The 19,117-nt window shown below is 72.2% G+C and carries 15 protein-coding genes; 13 read left to right on the top strand and 2 right to left on the bottom strand.

The features are described from left to right. Window positions 1–43 precede the first annotated feature (43 nt). From GKS42_RS13315 to GKS42_RS13300, 4 genes are all read left to right on the top strand, one after another. Window positions 44–1,933 (top strand): dynamin family protein, encoded by a 1,890-nt coding sequence (locus GKS42_RS13315; protein ID WP_168217833.1) that lies wholly within the window; start codon window positions 44–46, stop codon window positions 1,931–1,933. Continuing rightward, window positions 1,921–3,666, top strand: a complete 1,746-nt coding sequence (locus GKS42_RS13310) for a GTPase (protein WP_154794261.1) — start codon at window positions 1,921–1,923, stop codon at window positions 3,664–3,666. Before GKS42_RS13315 ends, GKS42_RS13310 begins: the two co-directional genes overlap by 13 nt. Before the next feature lie 76 nt (window positions 3,667–3,742). After that, entirely contained in the window at window positions 3,743–5,575 is a 1,833-nt protein-coding gene (aspS, locus tag GKS42_RS13305) for an aspartate--tRNA ligase (protein ID WP_154794260.1), read from the top strand. Next, the gene (locus tag GKS42_RS13300) at window positions 5,572–6,360 is read left to right on the top strand and encodes a GNAT family N-acetyltransferase (protein WP_154794259.1); all 789 of its coding nucleotides are present in this window, start codon (window positions 5,572–5,574) and stop codon (window positions 6,358–6,360) included. The genes aspS and GKS42_RS13300 overlap by 4 nt, the downstream gene beginning before the upstream one ends. Before the next feature lie 19 nt (window positions 6,361–6,379). Here the strand turns inward: GKS42_RS13300 and GKS42_RS13295 are convergent, their stop codons facing one another. Then, window positions 6,380–8,656, bottom strand: a complete 2,277-nt coding sequence (locus GKS42_RS13295; protein WP_154794258.1) for an MMPL family transporter — start codon at window positions 8,654–8,656, stop codon at window positions 6,380–6,382. 87 nt (window positions 8,657–8,743) lie between these two features. On the opposite strand from GKS42_RS13295, the gene GKS42_RS13290 reads away from it, so the two are divergent. After that, window positions 8,744–10,093: a replication-associated recombination protein A gene (locus tag GKS42_RS13290; protein ID WP_154794257.1), complete on the top strand. Its 1,350-nt coding sequence runs from the start codon at window positions 8,744–8,746 to the stop codon at window positions 10,091–10,093. Window positions 10,094–10,114: 21 nt separating this feature from the next. Here GKS42_RS13290 and GKS42_RS13285 read toward each other — a convergent pair whose 3' ends face one another. Next, complete coding sequence (locus GKS42_RS13285) at window positions 10,115–11,398, bottom strand: cytochrome P450 (RefSeq protein ID WP_210769182.1); 1,284 nt, start codon at window positions 11,396–11,398, stop codon at window positions 10,115–10,117. A gap of 207 nt (window positions 11,399–11,605) precedes the next feature. Between GKS42_RS13285 and rpsD the strand changes: the two genes are divergently transcribed. The 8 genes from rpsD to GKS42_RS13245 all read left to right on the top strand — a co-directional run bounded on the left by rpsD (window position 11,606) and on the right by GKS42_RS13245 (window position 19,067). Beyond that, on the top strand, window positions 11,606–12,232 hold the full coding sequence (gene rpsD / locus GKS42_RS13280) for a 30S ribosomal protein S4 (protein ID WP_154794256.1): 627 nt from the start codon (window positions 11,606–11,608) through the stop codon (window positions 12,230–12,232). 178 nt (window positions 12,233–12,410) lie between these two features. Beyond that, entirely contained in the window at window positions 12,411–12,764 is a 354-nt protein-coding gene (locus tag GKS42_RS13275) for a DUF948 domain-containing protein (protein WP_154794255.1), read from the top strand. Continuing rightward, the gene (locus GKS42_RS13270; RefSeq protein ID WP_154794254.1) at window positions 12,761–13,102 is read left to right on the top strand and encodes a hypothetical protein; all 342 of its coding nucleotides are present in this window, start codon (window positions 12,761–12,763) and stop codon (window positions 13,100–13,102) included. The genes GKS42_RS13275 and GKS42_RS13270 overlap by 4 nt, the downstream gene beginning before the upstream one ends. A 76-nt stretch (window positions 13,103–13,178) precedes the next feature. Next, a complete protein-coding gene (gene alaS, locus GKS42_RS13265; protein WP_154794253.1) occupies window positions 13,179–15,857 on the top strand; it encodes an alanine--tRNA ligase in 2,679 nt (892 codons plus the stop codon). A gap of 13 nt (window positions 15,858–15,870) precedes the next feature. Next, window positions 15,871–16,371, top strand: a complete 501-nt coding sequence (gene ruvX / locus GKS42_RS13260; RefSeq protein ID WP_154796716.1) for a Holliday junction resolvase RuvX — start codon at window positions 15,871–15,873, stop codon at window positions 16,369–16,371. Beyond that, window positions 16,368–17,561, top strand: a complete 1,194-nt coding sequence (gene mltG / locus GKS42_RS13255; RefSeq protein ID WP_154794252.1) for an endolytic transglycosylase MltG — start codon at window positions 16,368–16,370, stop codon at window positions 17,559–17,561. The genes ruvX and mltG overlap by 4 nt, the downstream gene beginning before the upstream one ends. Before the next feature lie 2 nt (window positions 17,562–17,563). Then, a complete protein-coding gene (locus tag GKS42_RS13250) occupies window positions 17,564–18,412 on the top strand; it encodes a shikimate dehydrogenase (protein ID WP_154794251.1) in 849 nt (282 codons plus the stop codon). A 4-nt stretch (window positions 18,413–18,416) separates the two neighbouring features. Continuing rightward, window positions 18,417–19,067 (top strand): prepilin peptidase, encoded by a 651-nt coding sequence (locus GKS42_RS13245; protein ID WP_154794250.1) that lies wholly within the window; start codon window positions 18,417–18,419, stop codon window positions 19,065–19,067. Window positions 19,068–19,117: the final 50 nt, after the last annotated feature.

Below are 19,117 nucleotides of genomic sequence, written 5' to 3'. Positions count from 1 at the left end.
CACGAAGATGTGCCGCATCTCACGCACTGGCATGATCAGCGCCATGGAATCTGCGCTGTCCGGCCTACGAGAGGCGATCGAGGCTGCGCACTTCCCGTTGGAGGTCCCCGGGGCCGAACATGCACGCGGTCTGCGGGCCCAGTTGTTGAACCAGCTCGACGACTACATCCTGCCCCGCTACGACCAGTTGGACGCCCCGCTGCTCGCCGTCGTCGGCGGGTCCACGGGCGCCGGGAAGTCGACGCTCGTGAACGCGTTGGTCGGGGCGCCGCTGACCCGGCCCGGCGCGCTCCGACCCACCACCCGGGACCCGGTCCTCATCCATCACCCGGCGGATGCCCGCTGGTTCGCCGACCAGCGCATCCTCCCGTCGCTGCCGCGGGTCCGCGGGGACGGCACCATGCCACCCGCCGGTGATGGCGGCGCGGCCGGGGGAGCCGCGCTGCGGCTGCAGCCCTATGACGGGCTCCGGCAGGGCCTGGCACTGCTGGACGCCCCGGACATCGACTCCGTGGTCGACACGAACCGGCAGCTGGCGTCCCAGCTGCTGGCGGCCGCGGATCTGTGGATCTTCGTGACGACTGCGAACCGGTATGCCGACGCGGTGCCGTGGGAACTGCTCCGGGATGCTTCCCGCCGTCAGGTGGTCGTCGCCGTCGTCCTGGACCGGGTACCCCCGCCGGTCCTGGAGGAGATCAGTCACGACCTCGCCGCCATGCTCGCAAGCGAAGGGCTCGAGCGGGCACCGCTGTTCCTGCTGCCCGAGACCGCACTCGACGAGCGGGGCATGCTCCCCACCGCGCTGGTGACTGACCTGCGGAACTGGCTCCTGGGGCTCACCGCTGACGAGGAGTCCCGCGCAGCTGTGATCCGGCAGACCCTCGCGGGCGCGACGATGGATGTGGCCCGGCAGGCGTCCGACCTCGCCTCCGCCGCCGAGGCCCAGGAGCGCGCCGCTCGGGAGATCCGCGAACGGATCACCACGGCCTACGCCTCCGATGCCGCACTCGACGCGTTCGCCGACGGCGCCGTGCTGCGCGGCGAGGTACTCGCGCGCTGGCAGGACTTCATCGGCACCGGAGATTTCATCCGCGGCCTGGAGAGCCGGGTGGGCCGGATCCGGGACCAACTCACCGCGTTCGTCACCGGGCGCCCGCAACGTGAGGTCGAGGTGAAGGAGGCCATCGGCACCGGCCTTCAGGCACTCCTGGTGGCCGAGGCCGACGCCGCCGCGGAACGCGCCCAGCTCGCACTGCGGCAGGACAACGCCGGCCGTGCCCTCCTGGACGGCCGGGACTGGGGCCGGGCCACCAGCGGCTTTCCCGAGCGGGCCGCCGAACAGGTCCGGCAGTGGCAGGGCTACCTGCTCGACCTCGTCCGCGGCGAGGGTCAGGGCAAGCGCACCATGGCCAGGATCCTCGCGTTCGGGGTGAACGGCGTCGGAGTCGCCCTGATGATCGTGGTGTTCGCCTCGACCGGCGGTCTCGTCGGCGGCGAGATCGTGGTTGCCGGTGGCACCGCGGTCGTGGCCCAGAAGCTCCTCGAAGCGATATTCGGCGACCAGGCGGTCCGCCGGCTGGCCAGCGCCGCTCGGGAGGATTTCGCCGAGCGGGCGACGGCGTTGCTCGCCACCGAGCGGCAGCGGTTCGAGGACCTGCTCGCACCGGTGGCGGGCGCAGACGAGGTCGCCGCCGAGCTGCGGGTGCGCGGCGAGGCGGTCCTCGAACGGGGTGCCACGGCGCTCGAGTCGGCGCCCGCACCCGCGGCCCTCGGGCCTGCTCGCGACGAGCCCCCCTCCGTGGTGCCCCGGGTCATCGAGTCGACCGACTACACCGTGACCGACGCGGCGCCACGACGCACGACCACCGGCGCCCCGGCCCCAGGCACAGGACCCGCGGACCCGACCGACCCGGATCGTCCGTGGCACGCGTGACGGCGCGGGCGCACGTCGGCGAACGCGCAGACCTGGGCCCCCGGCTCGCCGGCCTGCGCGACGCCGTCGAGGTCCTCGACCGAGTGGGCGCGGAGACCCTGGCCGACCCTGTGCACGGCCGGCACAGCGTCACGGGTCCGCACCGCACCGAACCGCCCGAGCCGGCGGCGCCGCTGGCTCGCGCGCACGGCGTGCTCACCCGGGTGGGACGCCGGCGGGAGCTTTCCGCCGAGCACACCGTGGTCGCACTCGCCGGCGCGACCGGCAGTGGCAAGTCGTCGGTGTTCAACGCGCTGTCCGGGACGGACGCCGCCATCGTCGGCGCCAGGCGGCCCACCACGTCGCACCCGCTCGCGATCATCTGGGGACCGGCGGCCCCGGCGGGCGAACTGCTCGACTGGCTGGAGGTCACCCAGCGGGTCGAGGTCGCCCCCGATCATGGCGGTACCGATCTCTCCGGGCTCGTCCTCCTGGACCTGCCGGACATCGACTCCGTGCAGACCGAGCACCACCTGCGGGCTGCTCGGCTCGCGGAGTCGGTCGATGTCCTCGTCTGGGTGCTGGACCCGCAGAAGTACGCCGACGCCGTCGTCCACACGCAGTACCTGCGGCCGATGTCGCGGCACGCCGAGGTCACCGTCGCGGTCCTGAACCAGGCGGACCTGCTCGCCAAGGGCGACCGGGCGCCGGTCCTGGCGGACCTCACCGACCGGCTCGCCGACGACGGCCTGCGCGGGGCGCAGGTGCTCGCCGTCTCCGCGCGCACCGGTGAGGGCCTGGACGACCTCCGGGAGGTGATCGCCCGGTTCGTCTCCGAGCGCCGCGCGGCCGACGCCCGGCTGTCCGCGGACATCGCGACCGTCGCCGCCGAGCTCGGGACCGCCTACGCCGCCGAGGCCGGCTCCGAACTGGGCGCCCCGGACCGGCGCCGGCTGGTGAGCACCCTGGCCCGGTCCGCCGGCGTCGAGGAGGTGGCGGACGCCGTCGCCGGCTCGTTCCGACACCGGGCCCGTGCCTCGACGGGCTGGCCGGTGACCCGCTGGCTGGGCCGGTTCCGCCGGGACCCGTTGCGCCGGCTGCACCTGGACTCCGCACCCGAGCGTGGCGAGGGGGGAGCGGTCGTCGCGACGTCATCGATCCCGGCCGCCTCGCCGGTCCAGCGAGCCAAGGTCGCGACGGCGCTGCGGGACCTGGGCGATGCAACCGCGGCCGGCAGCGCGGAACCCTGGCGCTCGTACGTCCGCTCCGGCGCCACCGGCGCCCTCGAGGCTCTGCCGGATGCCCTCGACCAGGCGATCGTCTCGACGCCGCTCGCGGGGCGCTCCGACCCGCGCTGGTTCCGGGTGGTCGGAGCACTGCAGTGGCTCGTCTTCGCGATGCTGGCCGCCGGGGTGCTCTGGCTCGGTGTCCTCGCGGCCCTGCGCTACTTCGGTCTGCCGGTCACGTGGCTGCCGCAGCTGGGTCCGGTGCCGGCCGACCCGCCGTGGCCGGAGCTGCCTGCGCTGCCGTGGCCGACGGTGCTGGTGATCGCCGGCGTCGTCCTCGGGCTGCTCATCTCGTTGATCTCCGCGGTGGTCGCGCGGGTCGGGGCGAGACGACGCGCCCGCAAGGCCCGCGCGGACCTGAACCGCGCCGTCGCCGACGTCGCCGAACGGCTCGTCCTGGACCCGGTCCGGGCCCGGATCGCCGACGTGGCCGCGTTCGCCGTGGGGATCCGCACGGCCGGGGGCTGAGCCGCCCGACGGGGCGCACTAGGATCGTGCAGGCGCCGCGCAACCCACCGGCGTTCCTCGTTCGGAAGGATCAGCAGTGCTTCGCACCCACAAGGCCGGCTCCCTGCGCGCCGGTGACATCGGTTCCACCGTCACCCTGACCGGGTGGGTGGATCGCCGTCGTGATCACGGTGGGGTGGCGTTCATCGACCTACGGGATGCATCCGGCATCGTGCAGGTGGTCATCCGGGACGAGGCCGTGGCCCACCCGCTGCGCTCGGAGTTCGTGCTCGCGGTCACCGGCGAGGTCTCACAGCGCCCCGAGGGCAACGCGAACCCGAACCTTGCCACCGGTGAGGTCGAGGTCATCGCGACCGAGGTGCAGGTGCTGAACACCGCTGCGGCGCTGCCGTTCCAGGTGTCCACCGCGCTCGACGAGCAGGTCACGGTCGGCGAGGAGACCCGGCTCAAGTACCGCTACCTCGACCTGCGCCGGCCCGCGCCCGCGCACGCGATCCGCCTCCGCGCGAAGGTCAACGCCGCGGCCCGGCGGGTCCTGGACGCCGAGGAGTTCGTGGAGATCGAGACCCCCACGCTGACCCGGTCCACGCCGGAGGGTGCCCGCGACTTCCTGGTGCCCGCGCGCCTGTCGCCCGGGTCCTGGTATGCGTTGCCGCAGTCGCCGCAGCTGTTCAAGCAGCTGCTCATGGTGGCCGGGATGGAGCGCTACTACCAGATCGCTCGCTGCTACCGGGACGAGGACTTCCGCGCCGACCGACAGCCCGAGTTCACCCAGCTCGACGTCGAGATGAGCTTCGTCGACCAGGACGACGTGATCGCCGTCGCCGAGCGGGTCCTGGTCGCACTCTGGGAGCTGATCGGCTACACGATCCCGACCCCGATCCCGCGGATGACCTACGCCGAGGCGATGCGCCGGTTCGGCTCGGACAAGCCCGACCTGCGGTTCGGGCTCGAGCTCACCGAACTGACCGAGTACTTCGCGAACACCCCGTTCCGGGTGTTCCAGGCCCCCTACGTCGGGGCCGTGGTGATGCCCGGTGGCGGCTCCCAGCCGCGTCGGCAGTTCGACGCCTGGCAGGAGTGGGCCAAGCAGCGCGGCGCCAAGGGCCTCGCTTACGTCACGGTCGGTGAGGACGGCGAGCTCGGCGGGCCCGTCGCCAAGAACCTCTCCGACGACGAGCGCGCCGGCCTGGTCGAGGCGGTCGGGGCGAAGGGGGGTGACGCGGTGTTCTTCGCCGCCGGCGCCGTGACCGACGCGCGTGCCCTGCTCGGGGCGGCCCGGCTGGAGATCGCCCGCCGCACCGACCTGATCGCCGAGGGCGACTGGAAGTTCGTCTGGGTCGTCGACGCGCCGATGTTCGAGTCGTCCGAGGCCGCGGTGGCCGCCGGTGACGTGGCCGTCGGTGCCGGGAAGTGGACCGCGGTGCACCACGCGTTCACGTCCCCGAAGCCGGAGTTCCTGGACACCTTCGACACCGACCCCGGCAGCGCGCTGAGCTACGCCTACGACATCGTCTGCAACGGCAACGAGATCGGTGGCGGTTCGATCCGTATCCACCAGCGGGACGTGCAGGAGCGCGTCTTCGAGCTGATGGGACTGGACGAGGAGTCCGCGCAGACGAAGTTCGGCTTCCTGCTCGACGCGTTCGCCTATGGCGCCCCGCCGCACGGCGGGATCGCGTTCGGCTGGGACCGGATCGTCACCCTGCTCACCGGCTCGGAGTCGATCCGCGAGGTGATCGCGTTCCCGAAGTCCGGCGGCGGTTTCGACCCGCTCACCCAGGCTCCGGCGCCGATCACCGCGCAGCAGCGCAAGGAGGCTGGCGTGGACGCGCCCGTGAAGGCGCCCAAGCCCGCGGCCACCGGCGACGCCCAGGGGGCTGACGGCGCCGCGACCGACGCGAAGTGACGCAGCCGGAGGCCCTGCGCCCCCGGAGCGTCACCGACCTACCCGCGCCCTGGTCGGCCGATCGGTTCGTCGTCGACGACTTCGATCGGTGGACCGACCCCCTCGCCTGGGGTGACGAGCGCGCCCTGCTGTTCCTCGCGCGGCCACGGCCGGACACCGCGGCGCTGATCGGAGTGGGGGAGCCCGCCGCCCTGGCGGCGGTCCTCACGGACGTCATCACGCCCGACGGCGGCCCTTCCGCCGCCGGGTCCGGGCACCTCGCGCAGGTGGCCGTGGCGAGCGTGACGCGCGGCACCTGGGACCGGCTGGACCCGGCCGTCGCCGCCGCGCTCGCTCTGCCGACCGTCTCCCACTGGGACTGGCTCTGGACCGAGACCTCACCTCCGGCGACGCCGGGTGAGGACGCGGTCCGCACCCTCGATCCTCTTGCCGACGCCGAGGAGATCCTTGCCGTGCAGGCGGAGGCGAACCCGACCACCCACCTCACGCTGGACCGGGAGGGGGCGCGCTGGTTCGGGTGGCGGGACGGGCAGGGCAGCCTGCGGGCGATCGGCGGAACGACGCAGCGTCCGGCCTCCGTGCACCTCGGTTCGATCGCGACCGTGCCGGCGTGGCGAGGCCGCGGCCTCGGTGCCGCGGTCACCGCGGCCATGACCCGCGGTGGGATTGCGAGCACCGGGCAGGTGAGCCTCGGCATGTACGCCGACAACGCGCCCGCCCGGCGCCTGTATACGAGGCTCGGCTTCGCCGTCGGGCAGGAGGTCGAGACGCACCGGCGAGGCTGAGACCGGGCGGGTCCGGTCCTCAGTGCTGGATCGCGAACCGCTTGTGCAGGCGGCGCAACGGCTTCGGCGCCCACCAGTTCCAGTGCCCGAGCAGCGTCATCGTGGCGGGCACGAGCAGCATCCGCACGAGCGTCGCGTCCACGAGCACGGTCAGCGCGAGCGCGACGCCGGCCTGCTTGATGGCGATCAGCTCCCCGGTCGCGAACCCGGCGAACACGACCACGATCACCAGGGCCGCGGAGGTGATGATCCGCCCGGACTGCTGCAGGCCCCTTCGGACCGCGAGGTCGTTGTCGCCGGTGGCGTCGTAGAACTCCTTGATCCGGGCGAGCAGGAACACCTCGTAGTCCATCGCCAGGCCGAACCCGAACGCGATCACGATGGCGACCACGTAGGACTCGAGGCCACCGGTCGAGGTGAACCCGAGCGGTCCGGAGAGGTGCCCCTCCTGGAAGATCCAGGTCGTGATCCCGAGCGAGGCAGCGAGGGAGAGGACGTTGATCAGCAGCGCCTTGAGCGGCACCAGGAGCGAGCCCGTCATCAGGAACAGCAGGATGAACGTCGCGAGGACCACGATGCCCACCGCCCACGGCAGGCCCTCGATCAGCGCGTCGGTGAAGTCGATCTGGTTGGCCGCCTGGCCGAGCACCCAGATCTGCTCCGGAGCGCCGTCCCCGGTCCCGAGGGCGCGGATCTCCTCCACCACCCCGGTGGCCACCTCACCACCGGCCTCGTCGGTGTCCGGGCGCACCCCGATCAGGTGGTACTCCGTCCCGACGGCGGTGGGTGGGTTCACGCCCTCGACGTCCGGCAGCGTAGCGATCTCGTCGGCGAACGCCTGGGCCTGCGCCGGGTCGGCCTCGACGAGCACCTGGATCGCGGGGGTCGCCAGGAGCGGGTAGTCCGCCTGCACCACGTCGATGAAGTCGCGCTGGTCGGAGTCGCGGGGCAGCAGCTCGGTCGTCGAGTTGCGCAGCTGGAGGCCGAGCACGGGGGAGGCGAGCAGGCCCAGCACGACCGTGGTCAGCACCAGGACCACCCACGGCCGCTTCTGCACGACGCCGGCCAGCCTGGAGAAGAAGCCGTGCTCGGGCGCGACGTCGCCGAGCTTGCCGATCAGGGACCGCAGCACCGGCACCTTGGTGAGCACCGAGGGCTGCAGCATCCGACGTCCGACGAGCACCAGCAGCGCCGGCACCAGGGTCAGCGCCGAGGCCACCGCGATGATGACGACGGACACCCCCGCCGCGCCGAGCGACTTCAGGATGTCCGGCCGCAGCAGCAACAGCCCGGCGATCGAGACCGCCACGGTCACGGCCGAGAACGTGACGGTGCGCCCCGCCGTCGTCATGGTGCGCCGGAGGGCGCGGACCAGGACCGGGTCCACGCCGCGCCTGCCCCTGTTGCCCCGCTGGCGCCGCTCGCCGGAGCCGAGCTCGGCCTCGGCGGCCGCAGCAGCCTGGATCTCCTCCCGGAACCGGGACACGATCAGCAGGCCGTAGTCGATGGACAGGCCGAGCCCGAGCACGGTCACGACGTTCACCACGACCGAGTCGAGGTCCAGCACGTAGGAGAAGCCGTACAGGGTGCCCAGGCCACCGGCGATCGAGGCGAGCGCACCGGCCAGCGGCATCCCCGCCGTCAGGAAGCCGCCGAACACCACGATCATGATCAGCAACGAGATCGGCAACGCCACGGCCTCGCCGCGGGCGAGGTCCGTCTGCAACTGACCGATGATCTCGTCGGTGACGATCGGGGAACTGGAGACCAGCCCGGTGGCCCCGTCGGAGGCCGTCGCGGGGAACTCCTCCAGTTCGGTCACGACCTCGTCATGGGCGGCGGCAGGTGCGTCCGGCTCGAGGGTGACCGAGACGAAGAAGCCGTCCTGCGCCGTCGAGACGAAGGCAGTGGCCTCCTCGGCCGCGGGACCGCCGGGGAACACGAACGGATCCACCACCGACTCGACGCCGTCGATCGCCAGCAGTGTGGTGTGCAGGGTGGCGGCCGCGCGGCCGGCGTCGTTCACCGCTTCGGCGTCGGCCAGATCCACACCCTGCACGACCAGCGAGATCGTCTCGCCGGTCTCGTCGTTGTCGGCGACGATGTCCGAGCCGATCTGGCTCTGGGAGCCGGGGACCCGAGGCTCGCCGGAGTGCAGCCGGTCGAACAGACCCTGCCCGCCGACCCCGGTCAGGGCGAGCGCGAGGCACCCACCGACCAGCAGGATCCAGAGGAACACGGTCAGGCGGGGGCGGTGGGCGATGTCACGTCCCAGGCGATCGAACACGGGACACATGATGACAGCCCGCCGGCGCGCGTGGTCACGACCGCGGCGCGGAGCCGCGCGGCCGGCGGCGTCGTACCGGCCGCGTAGGCTGCTCGCGTGGATCTGTTCGAAGCTGCCGGCACCGACGACGTCGGCGTCCCGCGGACCCGGGAGGGGGCCCCGCTCGCGGTCCGGATGCGCCCTTCGGTCCCCGCCGAGGTGCTCGGCCAGGACCACCTGCTAGAGCCCGGGTCGCCGCTGCGCCGGCTCATCGACCCGCCCGTGCCGGGGGCGCTGCCGCCGTCGTCGGTGATCCTCTGGGGACCGCCGGGCACCGGCAAGACCACGCTGGCCTACCTGGTCGCGCACGTCTCGGGCCGGCGGTTCGTGGAACTGTCCGCGGTCACCGCCGGGGTGAAGGACGTGCGGGCCGTGATCGAGGACGCCCGGCGCCGGCTGGCCGGGTCCGGCGGCGAGACGGTGCTGTTCATCGACGAGGTGCACCGGTTCTCCAAGACCCAACAGGACGCGCTCCTGCCCGCGGTCGAGAACCGCTGGGTCACCCTGATGGCCGCGACCACCGAGAACCCGAGCTTCTCGGTGATCTCACCGCTGCTGTCCCGGTCGATCATGCTCACCCTGCGCCCACTGGAGACCGGCGACCTGGACGCGCTGCTGACCCGCGCGCTGACCGACGAACGGGGTCTGGCCGGGCTGGTCTCCCTCGATGACGAGGCCCGTGCGTACCTACTGCGCCTGGCCGGGGGCGACGCCCGCAAGTCCCTGACCATCCTGGAGGCCGCCGCCGGCACGGCACAGTCGGCCGGCGGCGCCGACGCCGTCATCGGGCTGGAGGCCGTGGAGCGCGCGATCGACGTCGCCGCCGTGCGCTACGACCGCGACGGCGATCAGCACTACGACGTGATCAGCGCGTTCATCAAGTCGATGCGGGGCAGCGACGTGGACGCCGCGCTGCACTACCTCGCCCGGATGATCCAGGCGGGGGAGGACCCCCGGTTCATCGCCCGGCGGATCGTGATCGCGGCGTCCGAGGACGTCGGCATGGCGGACCCGGCGGCGCTGCAGACCGCGATGGCCGCGGCACAGGCGGTGGCCATGATCGGCATGCCGGAGGCCAGGATCATCCTCGGGCAGGCCGTGGTGCACGTCGCCACCGCACCCAAGTCGAACGCCTCCTACAATGCGATCAACGCCGCCCTCGCCGACGTCCAGGCGGGCAAGGTGCCGCTGGTCCCGGTGCACCTTCGGGACGCGCACTACGCCGGGGCGAAGCGTCTGGGCCACGGCCAGGGCTACGTCTACTCCCACGACGAGCCGCACGGGGTGGCCCGTCAGCAGTACCTGCCCGACGACCTGCAGGGCACCCAGTACTACAGCCCGACCGACCGCGGCTACGAACGCGGCCTCACGGAGCGGCTTGCGCGGATCCGCGCGATGTTGGAGTAGGGCGCGCCTCGGTCGCGTTCGTCACCGGCGTGCGGTGACGTGCACGCGCAGGCCGTTGCGCGGTCGCATCGCCGCGAATCCGGTCGGACGGATCCGCTGCGGCGGCAGCGTCAGGTCCAGACGAGCGACCACACGGGCCAGCATCACGATCAGTTCCGTCGTGGCCATGGTTGCCCCGATGCACCGATGCGGACCACCGCCGAACGGCAGGTAGCGCGCCGGTCCCGGCCTCGTGTACTCGGTCGATCCAGGTAGCCACCGCTGCGGGCGGAACTCCAGCGGGCGGTCCCAGGACTCGGGCATGCGGTGGGTCAGGTACGGGCTCAGCAGCAGGGTCGCACCCGGTCGGATCAGGCGCCCCTCAACCTCGAAATCCTTGGCCACATATCGCGCGGTCACGACCGCCGGCGGGTACAGGCGCAGGGTCTCGTTCACTACGGCGGCCAGGTACGGCAGGGCGCGCAGGTCGCCCGGTCCCGGTGCTCGGTCGCCGACGGCGGCCCGCACCTCGGCGCGGGCCGTCGCCCAGACCTCGGGTTCCTGCGCGAGGGAGTAGATCGCCCATGCCATGGCTGCACTCGTCGTCTCGTAGCCCGCTGCGATCAGTGTGACGACCTGGTCCCGGATCTCCCGGTCGGTCAGACCCTCGCCGTCGTCGCCACGGCCGTTGACCAGCGTCGCCAGCACATGATCGCCCGCGCGCGGTCCGAGCGAGCGGGCGCGGTCGATCTCCGCGCGGATGCGCCGGTCGAGTGTCGCCCGGGCCCGGCCGGCGCGCTGCCAGCCAGGCGTGCGCAACCGCCGGTGCCAGTCGGTGGCTGCCGGGAGCCCGTCCACCAGGTCCAGCAGTGGTTGCAGGCTGCGCCCCAGGTCGTCCGCGTCCGCCGCGAGCTCGGGTCCGAACAATGCATGGATGGTGCTGCGTCTGATGGCAGCCCGGAACAAGGCGTAGGCGTCGACCTCGGTGCCGGGCCGCATCGAGTCGATGGCACCATCCGCCGTGGCCGCCATGATCTGCACATAGTGGGCAACCTGCCGATGGTGCATGGCGGGCTGCACGAGCCGACGACGACGCCGATGCTGCGCTCCGTCCGAGACGATCATGGAGGTCGGCCCGTCCACCGGCACCAGCCCGGCGAAGGCCTCCTCCCAACGGAACCGGTCCGTGGCCGCGAACACGGCGGCGTTGGCGGCCGCGCCGCGCAGGTACGCGAACCCGCGCCGGCCACCGACACGCAGCACCGGGCCGAAACGGTCATGACAACGCCCGAGGATCTCGGCCGGGCGGTAGGACAGGACAGTCACGCGATGCCCCCTTCGTTCCCACCCACTGTGCCATGCGGCCCCGGTGGGTGCGGTAGACTCGTTGGGTTGTCCGTTCGGACACCTGGGGCCCTAGCCGAGGGTCGCGCACCCGTCAGGGACGCGATCGGGAGTCGGCCCCACACCACACCGGCATCCGCCGGAGCAGTGGTGTGACGTCATCAACAACACGACAGGAACACATTTCGCATGGCATCACAGAACCGCACGCGCCGCCAGGTGCGACTGTCCCGCGCGCTGGGCCTCGCCCTCACGCCGAAGGCCGTCAAGTACTTCGAGAAGCGGCCCTACCCGCCGGGCGAGCACGGCCGCGCCCGTCGCCGCACCGAGAGCGACTACGCCGTCCGGTTGAAGGAGAAGCAGCGTCTGCGCGCCCAGTACGGGCTGCGTGAGGTCCAGCTTCGCCGCGCCTTCGACGAGGCCCGCCGCGAGCCGTGGCTGACCGGTGAGTCGCTGGTCGAACTGCTCGAGATGCGCCTCGACGCGCTCGTGCTGCGCTCCGGCTTCGCCCGCACCATCGCCCAGGCCCGCCAGTCCGTGGTGCACCGCCACATCCTGGTCGACGGCAAGCTCGTGGACCGCCCCTCGTTCCGCGTGAAGCCCGGCCAGGTCGTGCAGGTCAAGCCGCGCAGCCAGACCATGGTGCCGTTCCAGGTGGCCGCCGCCGGCGCCCACCGGGACGTCCTGCCCCAGGTGCCCGAGTACCTGAGCGTCGACCTCGAGAAGCTCCGCTTCGAACTGGTCCGGCGCCCGAAGCGCGCCGAGGTCCCCGTGACCTGCGAGGTCCAGCTGGTCGTGGAGCACTACTCGCGCTGACGCAGCAGACGATCGTCGGAGCATCGAGCCCGCCCCGGGACGGCCGCACCACGGCCGTACCCGGGGTGGGTTCGTTTCATCACCCGGCTCCGGATCGGGTACCCGGTTCCCGAGCCGCAACCGGTAGTGTCGCCCCGAGGATCTTCCCCCCGCCCCAGAAGCCTCAGGAGGCAGCGTCATGTCATTGGGAGACATCGCAGGTCTGATCGCGGCGATCGCGTTCGTGCTGCTCGTGGGAGCGCTCGCGATCCCGCTGTTCAAGCTCGGCCGCGTCATGGACGAGGCCCGTACGTCCCTGGCCCAGATCACCGAGCACACCCTCCCGGTGATCGACGAGGCCGCCCAGACGATCACCTCCACCAACGGCCAGATCGCCAAGGTGGACACGGTCACGACCGCGGTGGCCGAGGTCTCCACGAACGTGTCCGCGATGACGTCCCTGGTCGCCGCCACGGTCGGCGCGCCGCTGATCAAGGTGGCGGCCTTCTCGCTGGCGGTGCGCGGCCTGTTCGGCAAGGCGGAGAAGAAGTGAAGCGGCTGTTCTGGATCGGCGTGGGCGTCGGCGTCACCGTGCTGGTGCTACGCCAGGTCGGCCGGCTGAACAACACCGTCGGCAAGGTGGCCCACGCGGTCAGCCCGGCCGGCATCGCGGACTCGATCACCGAGCTCGCCACCACCGCCAAGGAGCTCGGCGAGACGTTCCGGGCCTCGATGGCCGAGAACGAGGCCGCCCTCACCGCCGCTCTGCTGCCCTCCGAGGAGGAGCAGGCGCGAGCCGCCCGGGTGCGTGAGGAGCGTCGCGCGGCCGACCGCCGCGCCGCTGCCGAGTCCGGTGGCTACGACCCGGACGACGAGAACGAGTTCTTCTAGGCGCTCCGAGCGCCACCGAGTAGCGCCCTGCCGGCCGCCGGCAGGACCGCCCCGATCTATCCCCGAACGAGGACCCATGCGCACCGCCGAGATCCGACGCCGTTGGCTGACCTACTTCTCCGACCGCGGCCACACCGTGGTGCCGTCCGCCTCGCTGATCTCCCCGGACCCGTCCACGCTGTTCGTGATCGCCGGCATGGTCCCGTTCATCCCGTACATGACCGGCGAACAGACCCCACCGTGGTCGCGCGCCACGAGCGTGCAGAAGTGCGTGCGCACCTCGGACATCGAGGAGGTCGGCAAGACCACCCGGCACGGCACGTTCTTCCAGATGAACGGCAACTTCTCCTTCGGTGACTACTTCAAGGAGGAGGCGATCCGGTACGCCTGGGAGTTCATCACGGGCTCCGAGGACGAGGGCGGGCTCGGGTTCGACCCGGACGTCATCTGGGTCACGGTCTACCAGGACGACGACGAGGCGTTCCTGCTGTGGCAGGAGGTCGCCGGACTGCCGGCAGAACGGATCCAGCGCCGCGGCATGAGGGACAACTACTGGTCCACCGGCGCGCGGGGCCCGGCCGGCCCGTGCTCGGAGATCTACGTGGACCGGGGGCCGGAGTTCGGCGTCGAGGGCGGCCCGATCGCCGACGAGGACCGCTACCTCGAGATCTGGAACCTCGTGTTCATGCAGTACGAGCGCGCGGACGGCGGCACGAAGGACCACTTCGAGATCCTCGGGGAGTTGCGCAAGAAGAACATCGACACCGGGATGGGCCTCGAACGGGTCGCGTTCCTCAAGCAGGGCGTCGACAACATGTACGAGATCGACGAGGTGTTCCCGGTCATCGCGGCGGCGCAGCGGCTGTCCGGGAAGCGCTACGGCGACAACCACGACGACGACGTGCGGATGCGCGTCGTGGCCGACCACGTCCGCTCGGCCCTGATGCTCATCTCCGACGGCATCAAGCCCGCGAACGAGGGTCGCGGCTACGTGCTGCGGCGGCTGCTGCGCCGAGCCGTGCGGGCGATGCGCCTCCTCGGCGTCACCGAGCCCACCCTGCCGGTCCTGCTGCCGGTGTCCAAGGACGCGATGAAGGCCTCCTACCCGGAGCTCGAGACGGACTTCGCGCGGATCTCCCAGATCGCCTACGGCGAGGAGGAGGCGTTCCGCCGCACCCTCGACTCCGGCACCACGATCCTGGACTCCGCGGTGGCGAAGGTGAAGTCGTCCGGCGGCACGCTGCTCGCCGGTGACCAGGCGTTCGCCCTGCACGACACGTACGGCTTCCCCATCGACCTGACGCTCGAGATGGCGGCCGAGCAGGGCCTGAAGGTCGACGAGGAGGCGTTCCGGACCCTCATGACCGAGCAGCGTCAACGCGCCCGCGCGGACGCCCTCGCCAAGCGCAGTGGTGGGGTCGACACGCAGGTCTACCAGGGCCTGCAGTCCGAGCTGGACGCACCCGTGCAGTTCCTCGGCTACACCGACCACACCGCGCCCGCGCGGGTCGCGGCGATCCTGGTCGACGGCGTGGCGGTGCCGCAGGTGCACGCGCCCGCCGACGTCGAGATCATCCTGGACCGCACCCCGTTCTATGCGGAGGCAGGTGGTCAGCTCGCCGACCACGGCACGATCGTGCTCGACGGCGGTGGCCTGGTCGAGGTGGACGACGTCCAGGCGCCCGTCAAGGGCATGCCGGTGCACCGGGGCCGGCTGGTGGACGGCGACGTGACCCTCGACGAGGGTGCGACGGCCACGATCAACAGCGACCGCCGTCGGGCCATCAGCCGCGCGCACACGGCCACGCACATGGTGCACAAGGCACTGCGGGAATCGCTCGGCGACTCGGCCACCCAGGCCGGTTCCGAGAACGCCCCGAGCCGGGTCCGGTTCGACTTCCGGTCCGGATCCGGGGTACCCGCGGGCGTGCTCTCGGAGATCGAGGAGCGGGTGAACACCCAGCTGGCGGAGAACCTCGAGGTGACCGACGCGGTGATGGGTCTCGACGAGGCCCGCGCCCAGGGCGCCATGGCCCTGTTCGGCGAGAAGTACGGCGACCGGGTCCGGGTGGTCTCCATCGGTGGGGACTGGTCCAAGGAACTCTGCGGGGGCACCCACGTGCGTACGTCCGGGGAGCTCGGGTTGGTGACCCTCCTCGGTGAGGCGTCCATCGGCTCCGGCGTGCGTCGCATCGACGCACTCGTCGGCGCGGGCGCGTACAGCTTCGGAGCGCGCGAGCACGCGCTCGTCGGCCAGCTCTCCCAGCTCGTCGGCGCCCGCAGCGAGGAGCTGCCGGAGCGGGTCTCCGGCCTGCTCACTCGGCTGAAGGACGCCGAGAAGGAGCTCGCGGCGCTGCGTCAGGGCCAGTTGCTCGCGGGCGCGGGCACGCTCGCGGCGCAGGCGGCAACCCACGGCGGCCTGCTCGTGGTGACCACCGACATCGGTGAGGTCGCATCGACCGACGACGTGCGCACGCTCGCGCTGGACGTCCGGGACCGGCTCGGGAACGCCTCCGGTTCCGTGGTGGCCATCGGAGCCCTCGTGAAGGAGCGTCCGGTGGTGGTCGTCGCGACGAACGAGGCGGCCCGCGCCGCCGGCGCGAAGGCGGGCGCCCTGGTGCGGACCGCGGCCGGCCGGCTCGGCGGCGGGGGGGGCGGCAAGGACGACATCGCGCAGGGCGGGGGCACCGACGCGGCTGCGCTGGCCGACGCACTCACGGCGATCACCGCGGATCTGGACGCCATCGGTGGTTGACGGCCCCGAGGGCATGCGGACCGGCGTGCGGATCGGTGTCGACGTCGGCACCGTCCGCATCGGCGTGGCGCGCTGCGATCCGCACGGCATGCTGGCCACGCCGGTGCGCACCGTGGCCCGCTCCGGGCCCGGCCGGGGCATCGACGAAATTGCCGAGATCGTGGCCGAGAACGACGCCATCGAGGTCGTCGTGGGGCTGCCCCGGAGCATGTCCGGCGAGGAGGGTACTGCGGCTCTCAGGGTTCGCGCGTACGCTAGAGCGGTTGCACTCGCAGTCCGCCCCACTCCAGTGCGCCTCGTCGATGAACGGCTGACGACCGTCTCGGCACACCAGGCCCTGCACGCGTCGGGACGGGCCGGGCGCAAACACAGACAAGTAGTGGACCAGGTCGCCGCGACCATGATCCTGCAGGCTGCGCTCGACCAGGAACGTCGCCTCGGCCGGCCACCCGGCACGGCCATCGACAGCGGCGGCACAGCGAACCAACCGACATCCCAGGAGGAGGAACGGTGACCGACCTCTTCGACGAACCTCTCGCGGGTACCGCCGATCCGGACCAGGACCGGGCGAACTCCCGACGCCGTGCCCACCGCCGGCGCCAGGCCAAGCGGCGCGCTCAGCGGCGCCGCAACCTGATCACCTTCATCGTGATGATCGTCGCGATCGCACTGCTCATCGGCGGCGCCTGGGTGCTGATCCGCCCGATGCTGGCCGGCGACGGCGCGGCGACCGAGACCATCTCGGACTACCCGGGGCCCGGTACCGGCGAGGTACAGATCGTGGTCAACACCGGCGACACCGGTTCCGACATCGCGACCACCCTCGTGGACAACGACGTGGTGGCCACGAGCGGGGCGTTCGTGCAGGCCTACAGCAACAACCCCGATGCCGTGGGCATCCAGGCCGGCACGTACACGATGCAGTCCCAGATGAACGCCGCCGACGCCGTCGCCGCGCTCCTCGACCCGGCCAGCCGCTCCGACCTCACGATCACGATCCCCGAGGGCTGGCGCGCCACGAAGATCTACGCGCGGATCGCGAACCGGCTCGGGGTCACCGAGGAGGAGGTCGCCACGGCCGCCACCGAGGTCGCCGCGTCCTACCTGCCGGCCGAGGCCGGCGGTGAGATCGAGGGCTGGCTGTTCGCGTCCACCTACACGGTCCAGCCGGACTCCACGCCGACCAGCGTGCTCCAGCAGATGGTCGACCTGACCGTGGCGAACCTCGACGAGCGGAGCGTGCCCGCCGAGGACCGTGAGGAGCTGCTCATCAAGGCCTCGATCGTCGAAGCCGAGGTCGCCAACCAGGATGACTGGAACCGGGTCGCGCGGGTGCTCGAGAACCGGCTCGCCGGCTGCACCGGAGACGGGACCCTCGGCATGGACTCCACCTATGCGTACGGGCTGAACCGGATCGCGACCGAGATCACGCGGACCGAGTGGCAGACGGAGCATCCGTTCAACACCAGGATCGTCCCCGGCCTGCCGCCGACGCCGATCGGGGCCGCCGGCCCGGGCGCTGTCGACGCGGTGCTGAACCCGCCCGAGGGCGACTGGTGCTACTTCGTCACGGTCAACCCCACCACCGGGGAGACCCGGTTCACCGCGGACTACGAGGAGCACCTGGTGAACCAGCAGATGTACCGTGACTGGCTGGCCGCACAGACCGCTCCCCCGGAGGAGACCGCGGAGGACGAAGGCTGAGCATGGGCCACCATGCGGCGGTGCTCGGTCACCCCGTCGCGCACTCGTTGTCCCCGGTGCTGCACCGGGCCGCCTACGCCGAGCTCGGGCTGTCCGACTGGACCTACGAGCTCCACGACGTCGACGAGCCCGACCTCGAGGCGTTCGTGCGCAGCCGGGACGGCTCGTGGGCGGGACTCTCGCTGACGATGCCGCTCAAGCAGCGCGCCATGGCGCTCAGCGACCACGTGGAGTCGCTCGCGAAGGTCGTGGGTGTCGTCAACACGTTGCTGTTCCAGCCCGGTGGGCTGCTGATCGGCGCGAACACCGACGTCCACGGTCTGGTGCAGGCGTTGCGCGAGGCGACGCCGCAGGCGCCCGGCGCGGACGCTCGGCGCGGCGTGATCATCGGCGCAGGTGCCACGGCCGCTGCCGCCCTCGCCGCGCTGGGTGAGCTCGGCATCCACGCGCCGGTCGTCCTGACGCGGTCCGTCGGGCGCGCCGGCGTGGTGATGAGGGCGGCCGGCCGGATGGGCGTCACACCCTCCTACGTCACGCTCGGCACCGACCAGGCGCGCGCCGAGCTGCTCGGCGCCGACGTGGTCATATCGACGGTGCCGCACGGCGCCGCGGACCCCCTTGTCGGCCTGCTCGACGGCGTCGCGCTCGAGGCCGATCAGGTGCTGTTGGACGTGGTGTACGAGGGCTGGCCGACGGCGATCGCGTCCGCGTGGCGGGCGGCCGGCGGTTCGATCTCGCCCGGGTATCTGATGCTGTTGCACCAGGCCGCGGAGCAGGTCCGCCTGATGACCGGCCGCCCGGGCCCGGTCGAGGCGATGCGCGCGGCCCTGATGCAGGCACTGGCGGACTGACCCCATGGGCGATCCGGTGGTGGTGCTGGTCTGTGGTGCGCTGACCGGCCTCGTGGCCCTGATCCTGACGCCGTGGCTGCGCACCCTCGCCGGGGCGGAGTCCACGCTGCCCAACTCCGGCCTGCACGCCATGCTGGCCTGCCTCGGGGGCGCCGGGGCCGCTGCCGTCGCCGGCGGCTGGGCCGAGCTCGTGGCGCTGGCGGTCGCGGCGCTGGCGTGCTCGCTGCTCGTCGTCGTGGACGTGGCGACCCACCGCCTCCCGGACGTCATCGTGTTGCCGGCGTTCGCCGTCGTCCTCCTCGGACTCGTGGTGGCGGCAGCCACCACCGGCGCCTGGCCGGACCTGCTCCGCGCGCTCGCCGGCGCCGCTGCGGTCGGTCTCGGGCTCCTGCTGCTGTGCCTGGCCAGCCCGACCGGCCTCGGTCTCGGCGACGTGAAGCTCGGCGCCCTGATCGCGCTCGTCCTCGGCTGGACCGGCTGGGCAGCAGTGGCCGCAGGGATCCTGGCCGCATTCGTGCTCGGCGGCCTGTTCGCGGTGATCCTGCTCGCCACCACCAAGGCCGACCGGCGCACCGCGGTCGCGTTCGGGCCCTGGCTGGTGGCGGGCGGCGTGGTCGGCGTCGCCTGGGGTCCTGCCCTGCTCGGCATGGCCTGAGAATCTCCGGCGGGCGCGGTGCCCGCGTACCGGACGCTGCCCGGGTCGGC

This window comes from Occultella kanbiaonis (assembly GCF_009708215.1).
Classification (GTDB): Bacteria; Actinomycetota; Actinomycetes; order Actinomycetales; family Beutenbergiaceae; genus Occultella; species Occultella kanbiaonis.
The sequence above is the reverse complement of the archived record's forward strand: the minus strand, read 5'-3'. Positions and strand labels throughout refer to the sequence as shown.